Consider the following 20,173-nt stretch of genomic DNA (forward strand, 5'->3'; position numbering starts at 1 on the left):
TGGACATGTCTTTTCGAGAGAGACTGGTGAGGTAATGTCCGATATCGAGAATCTGGCCGGGGACACGCGCCCCATTGGCGTATTCGACTCGGGTCTGGGCGGTCTGACGGTTGCGCGCGCGATTGCGACGGCGTTGCCGCACGAGTCCGTCTACTACTTTGGCGACACCAAGCGCTGCCCTTATGGCACTCGCACCGAGGACGAGGTGCGCTCGTTTGCGCTGCAGGCGGGCCGTTGGCTGTCGAAGCACGATGTCAAGATTATGGTCATCGCCTGCAATACGGCGACCGCTGCGGCCTTGCGTTTGGCCCAGCAGGTGCTCGACGTCCCCGTCATCGGTGTGATTGCGCCGGGCGCACGCGCGGCAATCAACAGCACCCGCACGCGCCGGGTGGGCGTGCTCGCCACCAACCTCACCATTCGCTCAGGCGCTTACACGCGTGCCATTCAGGACCTGGATGCCGGCGTCGACGTATACGGCTGCCCGGCTTCGAGTTTTGTCGAGGTTGTCGAGCACGAGCTCGCCTCGGGTGCGCATCTGCAGGAGCAGTGGCTCGAGAACGAGGACATCTTCGATACGCCGGCCGTGCGAGCGCTGGTCGGCGCCACGGTTGAGCCGCTGCGCGATCGCGGAATCGATACCGTGGTGCTCGGCTGCACGCACTTTCCGCTGTTGGTGGGACCTATCCGCCATGCGCTGGGGCCTGGGGTGCGCGTCGTGAGTTCTGCCGAGGAGACTACGCGCGAGCTGACCGATATCCTCACGCGCCGTGAGCAACTGGCGGGCGACGCTGCCGAGCCGCAGCATCGCTTTGCCACTACGTCTGACAACATTGCCGAGTTTGCGGTGGCGGGTAGCTTTATCTTTGGCCAGCCGCTCAAAAGCATCGAGCATGTCGATATCGACGAACTGAAATAGATGTAGGGTTACCGTCCAAAGACTTGCCCTCTTCTTCTGCCGAAAGGATATTTCTATGGAGTACATGCAGGTCAACCGTGCCAACGGCCGTGCCGCCAATGAGCTGCGCCCCGTCAAGCTCACCCGTGGTGTTATGAAACATGCCCACGGCTCGTGCCTGGCTGAGTTCGGCGACACGCGCGTGCTTTGTGCCGCCACCATCGAGGAGGGCGTGCCGGGCTGGCGCAAGGGTGCCAAGGCCGGTTGGGTAACCGCAGAGTATGCCATGCTGCCGGCATCGACCGGTAAGCGTTGCAAGCGCGAGTACGCCAAGCGTAAGGGCCGCTCCATGGAGATCGAGCGCCTCATCGGCCGCAGCCTGCGTACCGTCGTCAACATGAAGGCGCTCGGCGAGTACACCGTTACCGTCGACTGCGATGTGATCCAGGCGGATGGCGGCACGCGTACGGCGAGCATTACCGGTGCCTGGGTGGCGCTGCACGACGCCCTTGCTATGTGGGTCGAGGCCGGCAAGATCGAGCGCATCCCGCTCACGGGCCAGGTTGCTGCCATCTCTATGGGCGTTGTCGACGGCAATACGCTGCTTGACCTCGATTATTCCGAGGACAGCCACGCCGAGGTCGACATGAACCTCGTCGCCACCGACACCGGTGAGATGATCGAGCTCCAGGGCACCGGCGAGCAGGCGCCCTTCGACCGCAAACGCCTCAACGCCCTGCTCGACCTGGGCGACAAGGGTATCGCCGAGCTCATCGAGCTCCAGCGCCAGGCCCTCGCCTAACCTACCAAAAAGTGACAGGTTTATTTTGGCAGGTTTTATCTGGGAAAACGTCGAAGTATAAGACTGCCGTTGATTGAGAGGGGAGAGGCGGAGGCCCTCGTCGCCCTCGGCGCGGCATTGCTATAGAGACAAGGAGACCACTCATGGCACTTGAGAAGATCGACATCGACACCCTCGACCCGGCGGCGACCATTGTCGTGGCAACGGGCAACGCCCATAAGCTCACCGAGATCGAGGCCATTTTAGGCAAGGTCATGCCCGAGGTTCGCTTTGTGGCGCTCGGCCAGCTGGGCGATTTTGAGGACCCCGAGGAAAACGGCACGACGTTTTTGGAGAACGCCATCATCAAGGCGCAGGCTGCGGTCGAGGAGACGGGCCTTATGGCCATTGCCGACGATTCTGGCCTGGTCGTTGATGCCCTGGACGGCGAGCCTGGCGTGTATAGCGCGCGCTATGCGGGCGTGCACGGAGACGATGCCGCCAACAACGCCAAGCTTCTCGTGAATCTGGAGGGCGTGGCCGACGAGGACCGCACTGCGCGCTTTATGAGCGTCGTCGCGCTCATCGACACGGACGGTTTGGTCACCTATGGTGAGGGCGCCTGCGAGGGCACTATCGCACACGAGGGCCGCGGCGATCACGGCTTTGGCTACGACCCGCTGTTCCTGCCGGTCGACACGCCGGGCAAGACCATGGCCGAGCTGACGGCGGACGAGAAGAACGCCATCAGCCATCGATTCCATGCGCTCGAGCATCTGTCCGCCAAGCTGACGGGCGAGGAGTAGGCCGTGCGTGCGGTGGTGCAGCGCGTACTCAACGCCGGCGTGACGGTCGACGGCGAGTGCGTGGGCCGCATTGGACGCGGCTACCTGGTGTTGCTTGGCGTGGGCCACGGCGATACGCGCGCCGAGGCTGATAAGCTGTGGGGCAAGCTCCGCGGCTTGCGCATCAACGAGGACGAGAACGGCAAGACCAACCTGGCGCTTGCCGACGTCGACGGTGAGGTGCTCGTGGTGTCGCAGTTCACGCTGTTTGCCGATTGCCGTCATGGTCGCCGTCCGTCCTTTACGGATGCCGGCGCCCCCGATGTCGCCAACGAGCTCTACGAGTACTTCCTGACGCTTGTGCGCGAGGACGTCGAGCACGTAGCGCATGGCATCTTCGGCGCAGACATGAAGGTCGACCTCGTCAACGACGGCCCATTCACCATCGTCCTCGATACCGACAATCTGTAAGTAGCCAAATTAGCTACTTGCGCGTGTTTGTAACAGGGTGCTATAGTATTAGAGTTTTGTCTATCTTAGGGGTATTATCCCCTTTTTGAATTGCACCTTCTGGAGGCCCTGTTCATGGAAGAGATGGAAGTCAATCACGTCGACGACATCCACGAGAAGCTGACCGATATGGTGGGCGATCGCGTCAAGGTGAAGGCCAACATGGGCCGCACCCGCGTCGTCGAGCGCATGGGCACCATCAAGAGCGTCCACCCCGCCGTCTTTATCGTCGAGGTTGACGAACGTCGCGGCCGCAAGTCGCGTCAGTCCTACCAGTATATCGATGTCCTCACCGGGCAGGTCGAGCTGTTCGACCCCGAGAGCGGTGAGCACATTTTTACCCCGCTCGGCAATCAGCTCGAGGAGCACTAACGGTGACCGATCGGTCCCTGACTCTTTCCGCGCCGGCAAAGATTAACCTCTACCTGGGGGTTCATACCGAGCGCGATGACCGCGGCTACCACAGGGTCGATTCCCTGATGGCAGCCGTCGGTCTTTCCGATTCCGTGACGGTCGCGCCGGCGCAGGCGCTGACCGTCCAGACGGTTCCGGCATCAGATTTTCCCATGCAAAAGAATACGGCGTATCGGGCTGCGGTTGCTATGGCCGAGCATTATGGTCGCGAGGCAAACATCTGCGTGACGATTGAGAAGCGCATTCCATTGTGCGCCGGCTTGGGCGGCCCCTCGACGGATGCGGCCGCGGTCATTGTCGCCTTGGCGGAGCTCTGGGGAATTGATCGCACCGACCCCGCGCTCGACGACATTGCGCGGGGTATTGGTGCTGACGTCCCGTTCTTTTTGCACGCGAGCCTTGCGTTCTACGTAGGTGGGGGAGACGTGCTGGCAACTGAGTATCCCGCGCTGCCCGCAACGCCCGTCGTGTTGGTCAAGCCGCGCGAGGCAAGCGTTTCAACAATTGAAGCCTATCGACGTTTTGACGAGGCTCCGGTGCCTGCGGACAAGCCCGGCGCGATAGCTTCTGCCTTGCGTGCTGGTGATGCCGAGACGGCATATGCGCTCATCCATAACAACCTGGGTGCCATTTCCGCACAGATGGAGCCGCAGATTCAAATGGTTCTCGATTGGCTGCGTAAACAGGACGGCACCGTTGCTGTAGATGTGTGCGGATCGGGTGCCTGCTCATTTGCCATTTGCGACACCGCCGCCACGGCCGAAAGGCTTGCCGACGCTGCCCAGCAAAACGGCTGGTGGTCCTGCGCGACGGAGCTCATTCCCAACACGGTTCAAATCGACGCGCCAAAGAAATAAAATTTTCTCTAGCACGCGGCGAAAATCTTTGTTACTATAGTCGAGCTAACGGGTTGTGGCTCAGTTTGGTAGAGCACTGCGTTCGGGACGCAGGGGTCGCTGGTTCAAATCCAGTCAACCCGACCAGAGCATGAGGAGGGACCGCTTCTTGCGGTCCCTTTTTTTAGCTATTGTTGTGATACCGCGATACCCGCGGTATACTCATTCGAGCTTGTCTCGCTGTATTGTGGAGGTCTAAATGTTTGGACTGAGGGCTCCTGAGCTCATCATTATTCTCGTCGTTGTCCTGATTATCTTCGGGCCCAAGAACCTGCCGAAGCTCGGCAAGTCCCTCGGCTCTACCGTCAAGAATATCCGTGAGGGTATGGAGGGCGACGATAAGGCCGAGACCAAGCAGGCCGAGGAGGTCGTGGTCGAGCAGTCCGAGGAGGACAAGGAGATCGCTGAGCTCGAGGCCAAGCTCGCTGCTGCCAAGAAGAAGCAGGCAGAGGACAGCGACGCGGACGCAGAGTAGTCCCATCCCTTTGGGGTGAGCACCTGACCGGCTTGCCCGCAGGCTAGCCGGTCTTTTTCGTTTTGTTGACAGTTGATTGTTTGATCAGAGTTGGGGAGATATCCGTATGGACGCAAGCCAGATCGTACTGACCGCTGAGGGCCGCCAGAAGCTCGTCGAGGAGCTCGCTTGGCGTGAGGGCGATTACGCCAAGGAGATCGTCGAGGACATCAAGGAAGCCCGCGCGTTCGGCGACCTTTCGGAGAACTCCGAGTACGACGCCGCCAAGGACAAGCAGGCCCAGAACGCCGCTCGTATTGCCGAGATCCAGGCCATCCTCGCCAACGCTCAGGTTGCTGCCACCACAGGTGATCTGACCGTCTCCATCGGTTCCACCGTTTCGCTGATTGATCCCAACGGTGAGGTCATGGAAGTCACGCTCGTCGGTACCACCGAGACCAACTCGCTCGAGCACAAGATTTCCAACGAGTCTCCGGTCGGCCACGCCATCATCGGTCACGGCGAGGGCGACTCCGTCGAGGTCGTTACGCCTTCCGGCAAGACTCGCGTCTACACCATCGCCAAGATTGCACGCTAGACCACGGTCCCGCGTAAAGGTATGTTTTCGCTCCCTGGGACCGAATCCTGGGGAGCGTTTTAGTTTGAGGAGCTAACTTATGGCAGAGAACCAGAACGCCGCAGATCAGGCATCGACGCTCAACGACGAGCGCGCCACCCGCCTGGCCAAGCGCGCCGCCCTGTTCGAGGCGGGCCAGAACCCCTATCCCGAGCACTCTGAGCTTGAGGACTACGTTGCCGATATCGAGGCTAAGTATGCCGAGCTTGCCGATGGCGAGGACACCGAGGACGTCGTGAAGATCGCCGGCCGTGTGGTCGCCAAGCGCGGTCAGGGCAAGATCATGTTCATCGTCGTGCGCGATGCGACTGCCGAGATTCAGCTGTTCTGCCGCATCAACGACATGGACGAGGCTGCCTGGAATACGCTCAAGTCCCTCGACCTGGGCGACATCCTGGGCGTGACCGGCGTGGTTGTGCGCACCCAGCGCGGTCAGCTTTCCGTTGCCCCTAAGAGCGCGACCCTGCTTGCCAAGGCCGTTCGTCCGCTGCCCGAGAAGTTCCACGGTCTTTCCGACAAGGAGACCCGCTATCGCCAGCGCTATGTTGACCTGATCGCCAACGACGACGTTCGCGAGACGTTCCGTAAGCGTTCGCAGATTCTCTCCACCTTCCGTCGCTTTATGGAGTCCGACGGCTACATGGAGGTCGAGACCCCCATCCTGCAGACCATCCAGGGCGGCGCTACTGCCAAGCCGTTCATCACGCACTTCAACGCGCTCGATCAGGAGTGCTACCTGCGTATTGCCACCGAGCTGCACCTCAAGCGCTGCATCGTCGGTGGTTTTGAGCGCGTGTTCGAGATCGGCCGCATCTTCCGTAACGAGGGCATGGACCTTACCCACAACCCCGAGTTCACCACGATGGAGGCCTACCGTGCCTTCTCCGACCTCGAGGGCATGAAGGCGCTCGCCCAGGGTGTCATCAAGGCGGCTAGCAAGGCCATCGGCAACCCCGAGGTCATCGAGTACCAGGGCCAGACCATCGATCTTTCCGGTGAGTGGGCCAGCCGTCCCATGACCGACATCGTCTCCGACGTGCTCGGCAAGCAGGTCACCATCGACACGCCGGTCGAGGAGCTTGCTGCCGCCGCACGCGAGAAGGGCCTGGAGATTAAGCCCGAGTGGACCGCCGGCAAGATTATCGCCGAGATCTACGATGAGCTGGGCGAGGACACCATCGTCAACCCCACGTTCGTGTGCGATTACCCCATCGAGGTCAGCCCGCTTGCCAAGCGCTTTGAGGACGACCCGCGCCTGACGCACCGCTTTGAGCTGGTCATTGCCGGTCACGAGTACGCCAACGCATTCTCTGAGCTCAACGACCCGGTCGACCAGGCCGAGCGCTTTGCCGCCCAGATGGCCGAGAAGGCTGGCGGCGACGACGAGGCCATGGAGTACGACGAGGATTACGTGCGCGCCCTCGAGTACGGTATGCCTCCCGCGGGCGGCATCGGCATCGGTATCGACCGCGTGGTCATGCTGCTCACCAACCAGGCTTCCATCCGCGACGTGCTACTGTTCCCGCACATGAAGCCCGAGAAGGGTTTCCAGTCCGGTGCCGCTGCCGCCAAGGCTGCCGAGGCCGGCAACACCGCGAGCCCGTTCGTCAAGCCGCTCAAGCCCACGGTTGATTACTCCAAGATCGCCGTCGAGCCGCTGTTTGAGGAGTTCGTCGACTTTGATACCTTCTCCAAGAGCGATTTCCGCGCTGTGAAGGTCAAGGCGTGCGAGGCCGTCAAGAAGTCCAAGAAGCTGCTGAACTTTACGCTCGACGACGGCACTGGCACCGACCGCACCATCCTCTCCGGCATTCACGGTTATTATGAGCCCGAGGACCTGGTCGGCAAGACTCTGCTCGCCATCACCAACCTGCCTCCGCGCAAGATGATGGGCATTCCCAGCTGCGGCATGCTCATCAGCGCTATCCACGAGGAGGATGGTGAGGAGCGTTTCAACCTGATCCAGCTCGACGCCTCCATCCCCGCCGGCGCAAAGATGTACTAACTAGTTACGCGGTTCTACGAACCGCGTAACGGCTCGACGCTGCGCGGGCCGCATTTGGACAATCTGACGTTCAACTTCAAGGGCGCGACCAGAAGGTCAGCGCCCTTTCGTTTCGCGTCACCTTGTCTCAAATGCGGCCCGCTCGCTGACTTATGCTCAACCTATGGTGTCATCTCGCCCCAAAAGGACCTTGCTCGCTCTGGCGGGCTTTCGCTGTCCGTCCTCTACCTGCGGCGTTGCCCTGGTTGGCACTTAGGGACGTTCCTCTTGTGCCGGCACTTGGGGACGGTCCTAGCCGCCTGGGGTCTACCGGTGCATTGGGGGTTTACGCCTTCCATGCATGACAGTCGTCTCTTTTATGTTTCCTTTAGCCGTCGCTGCCTAGGATGGGGGTTAGTCGGTAGGAAGGGAGCGTCTGTATGGACGACGCGAGCGATCGTGCAATCGAAGAGGATATGCTCAATCAGTTCAACTATTTTGATGATGAGGACGAGGAATTGATCGATCGTCGCGAGCCGGCGGCGCTCGATGCTTTCGGCCTTGTTGATGAAGGGCCCGACGAGGACGAGGTCGAATCGACGGAACCCCCACAGCCTTCGAGCCATGATTCGCTGCTCTCAAGAGTCCCTCTGCACCACGGTGTGCGTGCCGGCGCCCTCCATATGAAAACCGACTGGTGCCAGATCGTGACGGCAGGCGATGAGCTTGCCGTCGATGCGCCGCTCACCGATAAATCATCCATCATTTGCCGCACCGGTATGCTTATGCTCGCGAGCGGAACGGGTGCCTGGCGTGTACGCGATACCATGAATCGCGTCGCCGCCGTGCTCGGTGTCACCATCCACGTTGACTTAAGTCTCCTGTCGTTTGAGTGTACTTGTATTGAAGATGGTCACTGCTTTAACGAAGTCGTCAGCTTGCCCACAACGGGCGTCAATACCCATCGCATTTGGATGATGGAGAGCTTCCTAAAGGAAATCGAGACATATGGCCGTCGTTTTACGGTGCATGAGTATCACGAGATGCTCAAGACCGTTGAGAGTTCAAAACCTGATTACACTCCCTGGCAACAGGGCCTTGCGGCAGCCTGTGCTTGCGGCGCCTTTGTCTTTTTGCTCGGCGGCGGCCCTATCGAGATGGCCTGTGCATTTGTGGGCGCTGGTGTCGGCAACTTTGCTCGCTCTCATATTCTTAAGCAGGGCCTTGGCCAGTTTAGCGCGCTGACGATCGGCGTTGCAGTCGCTTGCGTCTCGTATCTGCTGGCATTGCTCGGTCTTGGCCAGGTCATACCGGGGGCAATGTCGCACCAAGAAGGCTATATCGGCGCCATGCTCTTTGTGATTCCCGGCTTTCCTCTCATTACGGCAGGTCTCGACATCGCTAAGCTCGACATGCGAAGCGGCATTGAGCGTCTTTCGTATGCTGTGTCGATTATTGTGATGGCGACGCTCGTAGGTTGGATGGTTGCCGAGTGTGTTGGCCTGGCGCCGGACGACTTTGCGCCGCTCGGCCTTTCGCCGCTTGCCCTTACGCTCTTGCGCGTGGTAATGAGCTTCGTTGGCGTATTCGGCTTCTCAGTGATGTTCAACAGCCCGGTAAAGATGGCCACGGCAGCTGGGCTGATCGGCGCCGTGTCCAATACCCTTCGTCTGACCCTTGTCGATGGGCCGACGATGCTTCCCTTCCTGGGCCTCAGCGCGGGAATGCCTCCCGAGGCGGCTGCATTTATCGGGGCGCTCGTATCGGGTTTGCTGGCAAGCCTGGCAGAAATCAGGCTCACCTACCCACGTATCGCCCTCACGGTGCCATCGATTGTCATTATGGTGCCGGGCTTGTATCTGTATCGCTCGATGTATTACATGTGCACCTTCGACACGGTCAATATGCTCGGCTGGTTTGTGCGTGCAGTGCTCATCGTGGCGTTTCTGCCCGTTGGCCTGGGCGTGGCGCGTACACTCACCGACCCTCGCTGGCGCCACACCAGCTAATTGGCGCAAGTGAAACTGATCCGCATAACATGAACGTGGATAATCTCCCGTTTTTGGCCTGTTTACGGGCTCAAAACGGGAGATTATCCACGTTCATGGAATGGGTGTCCGAAAATCCACGCTCGTTGGGCCGATGCAGAAGCACCTGGCGATTCCTTTTTTGTAGACGTTGTCGCGCGGCTACGGGCAGGAAAGGTCCCAACGGTTAACATATACTCCATATGGGTAAAGAGACCAAAGCGCTGCCGCGGGGCGGCGCTTTGCGTTTGAAAAAACTAGCTCGTCTAAGAGGAACTAGCATGTTAGACCGTTTTACCGATCGCGCGCGCAAGGTCATGTCCATGGCCAAGCAAGAGGCGCTCGATCTTCATTCAAATAAGGTGGGTACCGAGCACCTGCTGCTCGCGCTTGCCAAGGAGGACGAGGGCATTGCCGCCGAGGCACTGCGTTCGCTCGACATCTCCTACGATGACATCATGGATACTCTCAAAGAGGTCCAGACCACGGTTCCCGAGCCCAGTGAGGAGACCGAGGCCGCTAAGCTCGCCTTTACGCCGCTCGTCATTAGCGTGATGGAGCGTTCATTCCGCGTGGCGCGTGAGAACAACCAGACCTACGTGTCGACCGAGCACTTGCTGATCGGCATCGTCGAAGAGGGCAACGGCATGGCCATGGACATTCTCATGCGCTTGGGTGTGTCGTCCGCCTCCATCAAAAAGGCTATCGAGAAACTCACCGCCAAGGACCAGGACAAGAAGCGTCCGCTCGCCGGCGCCGGTGCTGGTCGTCCCGGTGCGGGCCTGCCGTTCTTTAGCGGCTCGGATGCCTCTCAGCAAAAGGGGAGTGGCACCGATACGCTTAAGCAGTTCGCGACCAACCTCACGCAGAAGGCGCGCGACGGCGAGCTCGACCCTGTAATTGGTCGCGAAAAGGAAGTCCAGCGTATGATGGAAATTCTTTCGCGCCGCACCAAGAACAACCCGCTTATCCTGGGCGACCCCGGCGTGGGCAAGACGGCCATCGTCGAGGGCCTGGCACAGCAGATCGCTGCCGGCAATGTGCCCGAGAACCTTATGAACCAGAACATCTGGACGCTTGACCTGCCGGGTCTTGTCGCGGGCGCCAAGTATCGCGGTGAGTTTGAGGAGCGCCTCAAGAACGTGATCCAGGAGGCGACCGAGGCCGACGACGTCATTCTGTTTATCGACGAGATGCACACCATCATCGGTGCCGGTTCTGCCGAGGGATCCATCGATGCAAGCTCCATGCTCAAGCCCGTGCTCGCGCGTGGTGCCTTCCAGATTATCGGCGCCACCACGGCCGAGGAATTCCGCAAGTACCTCACCAAGGACCCAGCCTTCGAGCGTCGCTTCCAGACCATCGATGTCGAGGAGCCGAGCGTCGAGGACACGGTCAAGATCCTGACTGCGCTCAAGCCGCGCTACGAGGAGCACCACCACGTGCGTTACACGCAGGGTGCCATCGAGGCCGCTGCGAACCTCTCCAACCGCTACATTCAGGATCGCTTCCTGCCCGATAAGGCCATCGACCTCATTGACGAGGCCGGTGCCCGCGCTCGCATCGCCGCGAATCGCGCACCCGAGCCGGTGCGCGAGGCCGAGCATCGCATCGAGGAACTCAAGGCTGCCGCACAGGAGGCTACCGAGAGCGACGACATGAACAAGGCCGCCGAGATCACCGAGCAGCAGAAGGCCGCCGAGATTGAACTCGCCGAAGCCAAGGCCGCCTGGACCGCCGAGCTCGACGCCAGCCCGCTCACCATCGACGTGAGTCAGATTGCCGACATCGTGTCCGTGACCTCTGGCGTGCCGGTTTCCTCGCTCACCGAGAGCGAGAGCCGTCGCCTGCTGCAGACCGAAAGCGTGCTCAAGACCCGCATTATCGGCCAGGACGAGGCCGTCGAGGCCGTCGCCAAGGCCGTGCGCCGCAGCCGTTCGCCGCTCAAGGACCCGCGTCGCCCCGGCGGCAGCTTTATCTTCCTTGGTCCCACCGGCACGGGCAAGACCGAGCTCGCCAAGACGCTCGCCGAGTACCTCTTTGGCAGCAAGGACGCGCTCATCAGCTTCGACATGTCGGAGTTCGGCAGCGAGTTCGAGGTCTCCAAGCTTATCGGTAGCCCTCCGGGTTACGTGGGTCACGACGAGGGCGGTCAGCTTACCAAGGCCGTTCGTCGTCACCCGTATTCGGTCGTGCTGTTCGACGAGATCGAGAAGGCGCACCCCGACATCTTCAACATCTTGCTGCAGGTGCTGGAGGAGGGCCGCCTGACCGATAGCCAGGGCAAGACGGTCGACTTCCGCAACACCGTGATCATCATGACGTCCAATGTGGGCGCCCGCGAGATTGCGCAGGATGCGAGCGTGGGCTTTGGCACCACCGGCGAGCAGGGCCTCACGTCGAGTGAAATCAAGGGCCGCGCGATGGGCGAGCTCAAGCGCCTGTTCCGCCCCGAGCTGCTCAACCGTATCGACGACATTGTGGTGTTCCAGAAGCTCTCGGGCGAGAACCTGACCAAGATCGCGCACCTGCTGGTGGACGATCTGCGCCAGCGCCTGATCGCAAACGGCATGAACATCAAGCTCACCGATGCGGCCTACGACAAGATTGTGGCCGAGGGTACCGATCTTACCAATGGCGCACGTCCGCTGCGTCGTGCTATTCAAAAGCTCATCGAGGACCCGCTGTCCGAGGAGCTTCTGGCCGGCGAGTGGGGTGAGGGCGATACCGTCCTGTGCGACGTGGCCGATGGCAAGTTTGTCTTTAGCCATGGCACGGGCGAGATCCCGGCACCGCGTCCGGCGGGCACGCTCGGTGGCGATACCGCTCCGGCGGCGCCGCACACCGGCAACGCCGCGCCTGTGAGCAGTGGCGTGAGCTCGGGCCCCGGCGGTATGATGCAAGCTGGTTCCGGCGCGCTGTAGGGATTGACTATAACCTTGCATGACGGGGCGTTCCCGATGAGGGAGCGCCCCTTTTCTTGTAGAGAAGAGTTTCCGGTAACGATAAAATAATTGGATAAGATCTGCTGGATGGCAAAAGGAGTTACTATGGCGAATAGCGCTCAAAGAATTGAGATGTCGTTCGATAACATGAGAAAAATCGGAATGGTTCTTTGTGCCATGCTGGTACTTATAGCCATCGCTACTATCGCCGTCTTTGGTTCGGCATTTATTGTTGCATGCCATAGCATTTTGAATGGCGCAGTGGTAATCGAGGGGGTCGTTGAGCTTGGTGAGGGCGGCAGCATCGCGCTTCCAAACTTGGCGCTATGGGCGGTTTTGCTCCTTGCAGGGGAGTTTACATTGTTAAGCATCAGCTTCGATGTCGCCCGTCGTCAATCGCCTTTTACTATTCGACATGCACGGATGATTGCCGTTATTGCTTGCCTATTTGCAATTAATGCTGTGATGGGCTCCCTGCAGATTGGCAGCGATTTAAAAATAATGATGGGCAATTGTATGTTGAGCTGTCGTATGAATTCCGCTCTCCTTCAGATTGGTGACTCAGGCATCACGTTGGATGTGGGATCCATCATTGCAATGATGGTTGCTTTCGCTTTGTCGATCTTCTGGCGCTATGGGGCGCTTTTGCAGTCCCAGTCCGATGATTTGGTCTAGGTGATTGACCATGGATTATCTCATTATTGAGGTTGAGACACTTTTGCTCAAGACCGGGAAAACAAATGCCGATCTAATAAGAGCGACTGGGCATACGCCAGCTAACATTTCTAAAATCCGTAATGCAAAAATTAAGGCTATACGTTTGAAGACATTGCTCGATATCTGTGTTGAGTTGGATTGTCAGCCGGGAGATTTGATCCGTCGCGTGAGTGAAATAGAACTTGAGGAACTTACCATCGCGCGTGCGCGGAATAAGATTTTGCAAAGACGCAATCCCGACCCCTCCGAGATATTGCCCACAGAGGTTTACGTAGTAGATCTCTCTAAGGAATAACAAAACAGAATAAGAAGACAAGAAGACAAACACGTATGCATGCAAGGCCCCTACCGCAAACGATCGGTAGGAGCCTTAATTTATTTGAAAATAGTTCTTGAAATCATAAGGTTATCGTTATACGATAACGAAGTATTAAAACAGACGATAAATCGAAAGGAGGTAATTATGAACTGGGTAATCGATCCGTGTAGCAACGTGCAGGGTGGCGGTGGTGGCTGCCGCAATTACCACCCGTGTTCGCGCTGTAGCTGTTTTGGCGTATATGTTCATTTCTAGCAACGCGAACGTTAATGCTGGTTAAGACAGCAGAGGGTAAGCAGCGTGGTCGATAACTGCCATCCGTCGGCCGCGCTGCCTTTTTAATGAGGTTCATGAGACATGGGTAATGCGATTTCAATCAAGGATCTATCAAAGCGCTACGGCAAAAACTGGGCGTTGTCTGATGTTTCATTTGATATAGATGAGGGCGAAGTGTGCGCTCTCGTTGGGGAGAACGGCGCGGGGAAGAGTACGTTGATTGATATTCTTCTTGGCTTGCTTAAAGCAACGAAAGGTTCAATCAGTTTTTTCGGCGAGTCTGGGAGAGCAGGTCTGGCAAGAGCACGCAGAAATATCGGATTCGTCCCCGACGGCTGTGGGGCATTCTTGAACTTAACCGGTCGAGAAAACTTGATCTCACGCTGTATCGAGTGGGGGCTGCCGAAAAGTGAAGTTAATCGAGTGCTCGCTGCCGTTGGACTAGAAAATGCGGCGGATGCATCGGTAAAACAATACTCGCTCGGCATGAAGCGTCGTCTGGATATTGGAACGGCTCTTCTAGGCGACCCGCAACTACTCATCATGGATGAACCCATAAACGGGCTCGATCCAGTGGGTGTGATTGAGGTGCGCGATCTCCTGCTGTCGTTGAAGGACAAACGGGATAAAACGGTGCTCATTTCAAGCCATAACCTAGATGAATTGGAGAAAGTTGCGACATCTTTTGCGTTTCTCCATCAAGGCAGACTTCTCGTTAAGGAAGAAAACTCCTACAAAGACAGAAGTCTGGAAAAGCGGTTTTTGGATTTGATCGGGGAGGCAGATAATGCAACTTCTGCGACTGATTAGATGTGAAGCCCGTCGGTTGCTCAGAAATCCAGCCTTTTTCGTGTTGTTGATCTGGGGAATTTGGATTGTTAAAGATGTCTGTAATCCAAATATGTATGGGACTTATGGAACATCTGATTTAGGGGGAGTCGGCAAACAGATTGGTTTCTTTGCAAACATCCTCGACAAGACTGACCCAGCTGGTTCGGCGGTTCGGACGGCACTATTCATGACCTACGAGTGGTTTTTCGTTCTAGCCGGATGCATTGTTATTTCCTGCGCCATGGATTATCAAAGCAGGTCTTCTGAAGTGACGTATGCAAAAGGAACGGGTGTAGCAAAGGCCGTTGTCGCAAAGTGGCTTGTTCTGACGATTGCAACTTCAACAGCGTTCAACCTGTTTTCGGGATTCACTCTCTTCAAATCTCCGCTTTGCTGCTATGTGGATGGGCGGGTGTTTCTTGATAGATACCTGCCCGTGTTGCTTTTGATTGATGCTATTTTGGCTGCATTAGTAGCTCAGTCGATGGCAGTTTTCTATTTACTTAGAAATGCACCGCTTAGCATTATGTTGGTGTTGGTCGGGACGCTGCTCGCCTCCGATGAATATACGCTGGTGGTCTTTTCCAATCACGCATCGACGCAAATTCCCTGGTGGCTCTCAGTCGGACCATACTTACGCCATCTTGGAAATCTGTGCTTTCAAGGCCTAGCCATTAATCAGATCATTCTTTTCTCTGTTATTTGCACCGTTGTTTCGTTGCAGCTCGGGGTCATGGGAATCAAAGCGAGGAGGGGGTAGAAATGCGCTGCGAAGATATGATTAAGGCTGAAGCCTATCGAGTTATGAAGAGCAAAGCGCCTCTTCTGCTGATTGCGGCAGGTTTCGTGCTCGCATTGCTTTATTCTGTGTCTTATGAACCATGGAGAGCCTACGGAACGAGCGATTGGCTTGGCGACGGTGTTATGGGCTTCTTTCCAAACCCACAATATGGTTTTGTGGGAATTCCGGGAGACCTCGTTAAAGGCGGAGCTCGCTACCTTTCCGCTGTGGCACCGCTTGCCCATTCTCTGTTCTTTCCTATTGTTGCTGTTCTCGTCATCGGCTATGCGTTTCGAACTCCGATAACGGGATCTCAATGGCTTGTTTCCTATGCAAGGGGAATGAAAACAGTACAGCTGTTGGTTGCAAGGACTCTTGTCTCGATTGTCACGCTTGTCGGTGGTTTTGTTCTCTTTTCGATACTCGTTGGTGTGGTCCAAAGCGCGAGTGGTATAGGAATGACGATGGATATGATCGGAGAGTTTCTTCTTCGACTGTCTCTTGCTGCCTTGATTTGCACAACGTTATGCCTGCTGCTCGTCCTGGCCATCTCGCTCTTTGGAAATGGCGCGTTTGTTCTATCGTTCATCATCCTGCTGCTTTATTTGGGGTACGGGAATCCAAATATGCCACTGCACTTGACATGGCTGGCGACCCTTGCGTCTCCGCGACCAATTCAATTCATCGTGCCGGGGACGTTGCTGTTTGTAGCGCTGGCAACAGTCGTTCCCATTGTCATCCTCGGACTTTGTTGGGCTATCAAGGGTGCTATCAGAAAACGGAGCATATAAATGAAAGAGTCTGAATTTAACGTTATTGAAGAGAATGATGTGAACGGTATCACTATCTACAATACCCAATCTGGTGGCGTTCTCGACCTTGACGCTGCGCACACGAATGAGCTGAATTTATATCGCAAGGGTGCCGCCGCCTTGGATGGTGATTTCGAAGAGGCCCTTAAGATGGGTGGCATGTTGGTAGATGACGATGTTGACGAGCGGCGAATGTTGATGCTTGAGAGCTTGTCGGCAAGGTTTGCAAATGACTATTTAGGACTGACGATTGCTCCAACGCTGGCATGCAATTTTAGGTGTCCCTACTGCTATGAAAAAGGCTGCTCGCACCCCACTATGTCAGAAGAGACAATGACGGATATCGCAGAATTCGTGCGTTCCGGCTATCCCGGGATCAACGATCTTCACGTTGACTGGTATGGAGGCGAACCCCTACTCTGTGTGGACATGATCGAGCGACTGACAAAAGAACTGAGAGGGGCGATTAGGCCAGGCGCTACTTATTCTGCCGGAATGGTAACGAACGGATATCTCCTGACGCGAGAAATTGCTCAGAAGCTTGCTGATTGTCAGATCGGTTCGGTTCAAATCACTATTGATGGCTCAAAGAGGGATCATGATTCGCGGAGGGTCCCGGCCGACGGTCGTCCGACATATGATGCCATTATCGACAATATAATCTCATGTGCCGATGTTCTTCAGATTACCATTCGCGTGAATGTCGATGAGTCCAATAGCAAAGAGGTCGATGCGTTGATTGACGAGCTTGACGCTAAAGGGCTTCGCGGTAAAGTCGCGATTTATCTTGCTGCGGTCGACAATGTTAACGATACTTGCTCAAATGACATTCATTGTTTTTCTCAGCGTGGATTCTCTCAAGTTGAAACGTTCTTTATGGATAAAGCTAGCGAGCGCGGATTCAACGTTATTCCGTTTACGCCGTATGAACCAGGCGTCTGCTGTGCGGTTTCCCTTAATTCGTTTGTCATCGATCCGCTTGGTAGACTTTTTAAATGTTGGGATGAGGTTGGCAAGGGCGAGTGCGCCGTTGGAAATGTTCGAGAAGGTGTGAAAGCTAATTCGAACTATTTGAAATGGATGGAGTATTTACCAAACGACCCAGTATGTGGCGAGTGTGTAATGTTTCCGGCTTGTATGGGCGGATGTCCCCACGCCGCGATGGAGGGCCAGAGAAAATGCGCGAGCGTTAAATTCAATGCCAGGCAGAGAATGCGGTTGGCTTGTAATTATCAATATTCGCATGAGGCAAATCACGATGTTTAGATTTTGGAAGATATATCTCCTCCATAGGCCAAGGCTTTATGTCTATCTGCTTCTCGATGTCTTGTCTCAGCTGTGCAGCCTTGCTGAACCATATCTGTTGGGACTGACTGTAAATGTGCTGGCGGCAAAAAATGTCCTCGGTATTAGTTTGCGGACGCTAGTCTTATGTATTTTCGCGATTGGCGTGGTCGCCATTGTGGGGTCGGTGTTGGCCTATTGGACTTCCCTAATCTATGTCGACCTTCAAGCGCATGCGGGATATCAACTTAACGCTGACACACTTGAACATGTCAAGCGTTTGCCCCGGAAGTTTTTCATCGGATTTGATGCGGGCTATTATAATCAGCAAATCAATCACGATTCAAACGACCTCATAATATTCGGAATAACATCGGCGTCAAATATCATTGGCGGTGTTGCAACGATTATCTGTTCCTTGATTATGTTGATGAATATAAACATTGCGATGGCGATTGCCTGTCTAGCCTGCATCGTTACGGGGGCAGTAGTTTATCGATTGTTTAGCGGGCTGCTGTTCAATCGAGGCTTTGAGTTTCAAGAAAAGACCGCTGCTTTCTATGGGACTCTCCAGAGCCAGCTGGAGAGCGTCTCCTTTCTTCGTCGCCATTCATTATTTGATTTCTATTCCCTGAGGCTGCAGAAGGCTTTCGATGGTCTTTATCCAGCTATATTGGCTAACCAAAAAGCCGGATCACGGTTCGAACTTGCGAATCAGTTGATTTTTTCCTTTGCGCAGTTCTGTTTGCTCGCGATTGGAGGCTGTGAGATTGTCGCAGGTAAAATGCCGGTTGGTTTTCTGCTGACGGCATTGAGCTATTATTCGAGCGCCAATTCTGCTTTGGTGAACTTGCTTTCTTGGGGCAAAAGCTACCAGGCGAGCAAGGTGAGCGCCCAACGCCTTAAGCGCCTTTGGGCAATGGATGAAGAGGCGAACGGTTCTGTCCGCATTGGTTCTCCTGTTTCACTTGTGTGCAAGGGCCTGTCGATTTGTCGCCCTGATACCGATCGTATCATAGATTATCCAGAGCTCATCTCGCTTAATCGAGGAGTCTTATACGGCGTGTCGGGCGCAAACGGAAGCGGGAAAAGCACGCTTCTCGATAGCATAGCTGGTCTATATCCCGATGATTGCGTTGGGACTATTGCTTATGACGAGGTTGATTTGAGCCAGATTGATTCTATAAATCTACGCTCGTATGTCGTTGGTATTGCCGAGCAAGAACCTGATATCGTTAACGGAACACTCAGAGAGAATCTGACGCTACTCGCGGGCGATAATTGTCCAATTCTTGAAGTCGGGCGACTTGTAGACCAGTTTGGTCTGACCAAACTGGTCTCAACACTTCCCAATGGTCTTGATGGGGTGCTGGACGAGCAAAACCATAATATATCGGGTGGTGAGAAGCAGAAGATTGCGATTATTCGTGTATTGCTTAAGGACTCACCCGTCATGTTATTCGATGAACCGACGTCGGCGCTTGACGGAGCGAGTAGGTCAGCGTTCATTGATATTCTGCAACAGAAGAAAGAAGATCATATAGTGGTTGTTGTCTCGCATGATCCCGAGTTGCTTGAGGCTTGCGACGAAGTGATTGAACTGTAAAAGCTTGTGCATGGCGCTTCGTTGCGGGACTCATTGCCTGTGGATAGCGAATTGCAGCTGATGTGGGCAGTTATCTCAAACATGTATCAGCTTCTTTTATTGACTAATCCCACAACGGCAAACCCGGTCAAACGAACGCTTCAGTACTGAGGCGTCTGTCTGTCTGACAAATTGCTATACTTAATTAAGGAAAGCGTATAGCAAAAGGAGCCAACATGTCTATGTCGATACTAGACTCACGGCCGGTTCAGATGAACGTGCGTATAGATCGCCAGCTCAAAGAGGCGGGAGACGCCGTCCTGACTCATATTGGCATGACGCCGTCACAAGCCGTTCGGACACTTTGGGAGTATCTGGTCGTTAACGGACGCATGCCCTCGAAGGGAGACGCGGCGGCTCCGGTTTCTGACGGAGTGGAGCCCCGGCGCATGGAGTCAAGGGCCGCGCAAGGCAGCCATATCGTTCGCGATTCGTGCCTCAAATACGGCATCCCCATCCCTGAGTTCTCGGGAGACTATGACGACCTCTATGAGGAGGCCATGGCGGAGCGCTATCCCGAGTGGGTGGAACTATGAGCACAGAAGGCGTCCTCAAGCTGTTAATCGATACCAACGTATGGATGGATTATTTTTCTGGCAGGTCCGACCGTACGGCAAATGTCGTCCATCTGATCGAGATTGCCGACGCCTCGGAGCGGATTGCCCTGTTTGCCTCGTCGCTTTCGGTCAAAGACGTTTCATATCTTGTCTCGGCGGCAATCAAGCAGGAGTGCCGAAGAAAGACTGGCTCACTGAGCGATAACGCCATTGCGGCGGCAGACGAAACGGCTTGGGCATGCGTTCGACAGATGCGCGAGCTAGCCCTCATCGCCCCGGTCGGTGCAGACGAGGTCTTCGACTCCTTTGTGTTCAAGTACCGCCACAATGACTTTGAGGACGACCTGATGCTGGGCGTCGCCAATCGCATTGATGCCGATTACGTTGTGACGGAGGACAAGAATCTTATTAAACATACCAATGGTGTATGCATTAATGTTCAACAGGCGTTGAGGTTGGTTGAAGGGTCCAACGCCCCTTCGGCACGGCCCGTCTAGCCTGCTTTATCTTAATAAAGTGGCGTTTCCCCGCCGTTAGCCGATGATGCAAGGGCGCTCGGCGTTTTCGACTGGTTTATGCACGCAAAGTCTGGGAATATACAAGACGCATGTCTTACTGTC

General features: G+C 56.0%; 20 protein-coding genes and 1 tRNA gene. All 21 read left to right on the forward strand.

The annotated features are described in order from the left end of the window. Positions 1–34: 34 nt before the first annotated feature. Positions 35–919, forward strand: coding sequence for a glutamate racemase (murI, locus tag DXD39_RS01300; RefSeq protein WP_117802904.1), 885 nt, complete (start codon positions 35–37; stop codon positions 917–919). Between the two features lie 55 nt (positions 920–974). After that, entirely contained in the window at positions 975–1,700 is a 726-nt protein-coding gene (rph, locus tag DXD39_RS01305; protein ID WP_117802905.1) for a ribonuclease PH, read from the forward strand. A gap of 143 nt (positions 1,701–1,843) precedes the next feature. Beyond that, positions 1,844–2,485 (forward strand): RdgB/HAM1 family non-canonical purine NTP pyrophosphatase, encoded by a 642-nt coding sequence (gene rdgB / locus DXD39_RS01310; RefSeq protein WP_117802906.1) that lies wholly within the window; start codon positions 1,844–1,846, stop codon positions 2,483–2,485. Between the two features lie 3 nt (positions 2,486–2,488). After that, the gene (gene dtd, locus DXD39_RS01315; RefSeq protein WP_022094897.1) at positions 2,489–2,935 is read left to right on the forward strand and encodes a D-aminoacyl-tRNA deacylase; all 447 of its coding nucleotides are present in this window, start codon (positions 2,489–2,491) and stop codon (positions 2,933–2,935) included. A gap of 114 nt (positions 2,936–3,049) precedes the next feature. Further along, the gene (locus DXD39_RS01320) at positions 3,050–3,346 is read left to right on the forward strand and encodes a Veg family protein (protein WP_006234957.1); all 297 of its coding nucleotides are present in this window, start codon (positions 3,050–3,052) and stop codon (positions 3,344–3,346) included. A gap of 2 nt (positions 3,347–3,348) precedes the next feature. Then, positions 3,349–4,245: a 4-(cytidine 5'-diphospho)-2-C-methyl-D-erythritol kinase gene (gene ispE, locus DXD39_RS01325; RefSeq protein ID WP_233541073.1), complete on the forward strand. Its 897-nt coding sequence runs from the start codon at positions 3,349–3,351 to the stop codon at positions 4,243–4,245. A 49-nt stretch (positions 4,246–4,294) separates the two neighbouring features. Beyond that, positions 4,295–4,371: transfer RNA gene (locus DXD39_RS01330), tRNA-Pro, on the forward strand. Between the two features lie 112 nt (positions 4,372–4,483). Beyond that, positions 4,484–4,759, forward strand: a complete 276-nt coding sequence (gene tatA, locus DXD39_RS01335; RefSeq protein WP_022094895.1) for a twin-arginine translocase TatA/TatE family subunit — start codon at positions 4,484–4,486, stop codon at positions 4,757–4,759. A 106-nt stretch (positions 4,760–4,865) separates the two neighbouring features. Then, positions 4,866–5,336 (forward strand): transcription elongation factor GreA, encoded by a 471-nt coding sequence (gene greA, locus DXD39_RS01340; RefSeq protein ID WP_006234960.1) that lies wholly within the window; start codon positions 4,866–4,868, stop codon positions 5,334–5,336. 79 nt (positions 5,337–5,415) lie between these two features. Continuing rightward, positions 5,416–7,380, forward strand: a complete 1,965-nt coding sequence (lysS, locus tag DXD39_RS01345) for a lysine--tRNA ligase (RefSeq protein ID WP_117802907.1) — start codon at positions 5,416–5,418, stop codon at positions 7,378–7,380. A 419-nt stretch (positions 7,381–7,799) separates the two neighbouring features. Further along, positions 7,800–9,368, forward strand: coding sequence for a threonine/serine exporter ThrE family protein (locus DXD39_RS01350; RefSeq protein WP_199572101.1), 1,569 nt, complete (start codon positions 7,800–7,802; stop codon positions 9,366–9,368). Between the two features lie 299 nt (positions 9,369–9,667). Continuing rightward, a complete protein-coding gene (locus DXD39_RS01355) occupies positions 9,668–12,310 on the forward strand; it encodes an ATP-dependent Clp protease ATP-binding subunit (protein ID WP_117802908.1) in 2,643 nt (880 codons plus the stop codon). Between the two features lie 126 nt (positions 12,311–12,436). Continuing rightward, positions 12,437–13,006 (forward strand): hypothetical protein, encoded by a 570-nt coding sequence (locus tag DXD39_RS01360; protein ID WP_117802909.1) that lies wholly within the window; start codon positions 12,437–12,439, stop codon positions 13,004–13,006. Between the two features lie 10 nt (positions 13,007–13,016). After that, positions 13,017–13,343 (forward strand): helix-turn-helix transcriptional regulator, encoded by a 327-nt coding sequence (locus DXD39_RS01365; RefSeq protein WP_117629262.1) that lies wholly within the window; start codon positions 13,017–13,019, stop codon positions 13,341–13,343. A gap of 381 nt (positions 13,344–13,724) precedes the next feature. Then, the gene (locus DXD39_RS01370) at positions 13,725–14,453 is read left to right on the forward strand and encodes an ABC transporter ATP-binding protein (RefSeq protein ID WP_117802910.1); all 729 of its coding nucleotides are present in this window, start codon (positions 13,725–13,727) and stop codon (positions 14,451–14,453) included. Next, the gene (locus DXD39_RS01375; protein ID WP_147347858.1) at positions 14,431–15,234 is read left to right on the forward strand and encodes a hypothetical protein; all 804 of its coding nucleotides are present in this window, start codon (positions 14,431–14,433) and stop codon (positions 15,232–15,234) included. The genes DXD39_RS01370 and DXD39_RS01375 overlap by 23 nt, the downstream gene beginning before the upstream one ends. A gap of 2 nt (positions 15,235–15,236) precedes the next feature. Beyond that, the gene (locus tag DXD39_RS01380; RefSeq protein WP_117629259.1) at positions 15,237–16,046 is read left to right on the forward strand and encodes a hypothetical protein; all 810 of its coding nucleotides are present in this window, start codon (positions 15,237–15,239) and stop codon (positions 16,044–16,046) included. Then, positions 16,047–17,333 (forward strand): radical SAM protein, encoded by a 1,287-nt coding sequence (locus tag DXD39_RS01385; RefSeq protein ID WP_117802912.1) that lies wholly within the window; start codon positions 16,047–16,049, stop codon positions 17,331–17,333. Next, entirely contained in the window at positions 17,311–18,957 is a 1,647-nt protein-coding gene (locus DXD39_RS01390) for an ABC transporter ATP-binding protein (RefSeq protein ID WP_158565385.1), read from the forward strand. The genes DXD39_RS01385 and DXD39_RS01390 overlap by 23 nt, the downstream gene beginning before the upstream one ends. A gap of 215 nt (positions 18,958–19,172) precedes the next feature. Then, positions 19,173–19,532: a type II toxin-antitoxin system RelB/DinJ family antitoxin gene (locus DXD39_RS01395; RefSeq protein ID WP_199408859.1), complete on the forward strand. Its 360-nt coding sequence runs from the start codon at positions 19,173–19,175 to the stop codon at positions 19,530–19,532. Further along, positions 19,529–20,050 carry a PIN domain-containing protein gene (locus tag DXD39_RS01400; RefSeq protein ID WP_117802914.1) on the forward strand — a complete coding sequence of 174 codons (522 nt, stop codon included), beginning with the start codon at positions 19,529–19,531 and terminating at the stop codon, positions 20,048–20,050. The genes DXD39_RS01395 and DXD39_RS01400 overlap by 4 nt, the downstream gene beginning before the upstream one ends. Positions 20,051–20,173 lie beyond the last annotated feature (123 nt).

The sequence above is a fragment of the Collinsella sp. TM04-29 genome (assembly GCF_003466565.1).
Taxonomy (GTDB): Bacteria; Actinomycetota; Coriobacteriia; order Coriobacteriales; family Coriobacteriaceae; genus Collinsella.

Bases quoted from the DNA above. Each gene is read 5' to 3' on its own strand.
- DXD39_RS01385 (WP_117802912.1), top strand. From the start codon at position 16,047: ATGAAAGAGTCTGAATTTAACGTTATTGAAGAGAATGATGTGAACGGT.
- DXD39_RS01320 (WP_006234957.1), top strand. From the start codon at position 3,050: ATGGAAGAGATGGAAGTCAATCACGTCGACGACATCCACGAGAAGCTG.
- DXD39_RS01395 (WP_199408859.1), top strand. From the start codon at position 19,173: ATGTCTATGTCGATACTAGACTCACGGCCGGTTCAGATGAACGTGCGT.
- DXD39_RS01400 (WP_117802914.1), top strand. From the start codon at position 19,529: ATGAGCACAGAAGGCGTCCTCAAGCTGTTAATCGATACCAACGTATGG.
- DXD39_RS01355 (WP_117802908.1), top strand. From the start codon at position 9,668: ATGTTAGACCGTTTTACCGATCGCGCGCGCAAGGTCATGTCCATGGCC.
- rph (WP_117802905.1), top strand. From the start codon at position 975: ATGGAGTACATGCAGGTCAACCGTGCCAACGGCCGTGCCGCCAATGAG.
- rdgB (WP_117802906.1), top strand. From the start codon at position 1,844: ATGGCACTTGAGAAGATCGACATCGACACCCTCGACCCGGCGGCGACC.
- DXD39_RS01380 (WP_117629259.1), top strand. From the start codon at position 15,237: ATGCGCTGCGAAGATATGATTAAGGCTGAAGCCTATCGAGTTATGAAG.
- DXD39_RS01360 (WP_117802909.1), top strand. From the start codon at position 12,437: ATGGCGAATAGCGCTCAAAGAATTGAGATGTCGTTCGATAACATGAGA.
- DXD39_RS01390 (WP_158565385.1), top strand. From the start codon at position 17,311: ATGAGGCAAATCACGATGTTTAGATTTTGGAAGATATATCTCCTCCAT.
- DXD39_RS01375 (WP_147347858.1), top strand. From the start codon at position 14,431: ATGCAACTTCTGCGACTGATTAGATGTGAAGCCCGTCGGTTGCTCAGA.
- murI (WP_117802904.1), top strand. From the start codon at position 35: ATGTCCGATATCGAGAATCTGGCCGGGGACACGCGCCCCATTGGCGTA.
- DXD39_RS01365 (WP_117629262.1), top strand. From the start codon at position 13,017: ATGGATTATCTCATTATTGAGGTTGAGACACTTTTGCTCAAGACCGGG.
- DXD39_RS01370 (WP_117802910.1), top strand. From the start codon at position 13,725: ATGGGTAATGCGATTTCAATCAAGGATCTATCAAAGCGCTACGGCAAA.
- tatA (WP_022094895.1), top strand. From the start codon at position 4,484: ATGTTTGGACTGAGGGCTCCTGAGCTCATCATTATTCTCGTCGTTGTC.
- DXD39_RS01350 (WP_199572101.1), top strand. From the start codon at position 7,800: ATGGACGACGCGAGCGATCGTGCAATCGAAGAGGATATGCTCAATCAG.
- lysS (WP_117802907.1), top strand. From the start codon at position 5,416: ATGGCAGAGAACCAGAACGCCGCAGATCAGGCATCGACGCTCAACGAC.
- greA (WP_006234960.1), top strand. From the start codon at position 4,866: ATGGACGCAAGCCAGATCGTACTGACCGCTGAGGGCCGCCAGAAGCTC.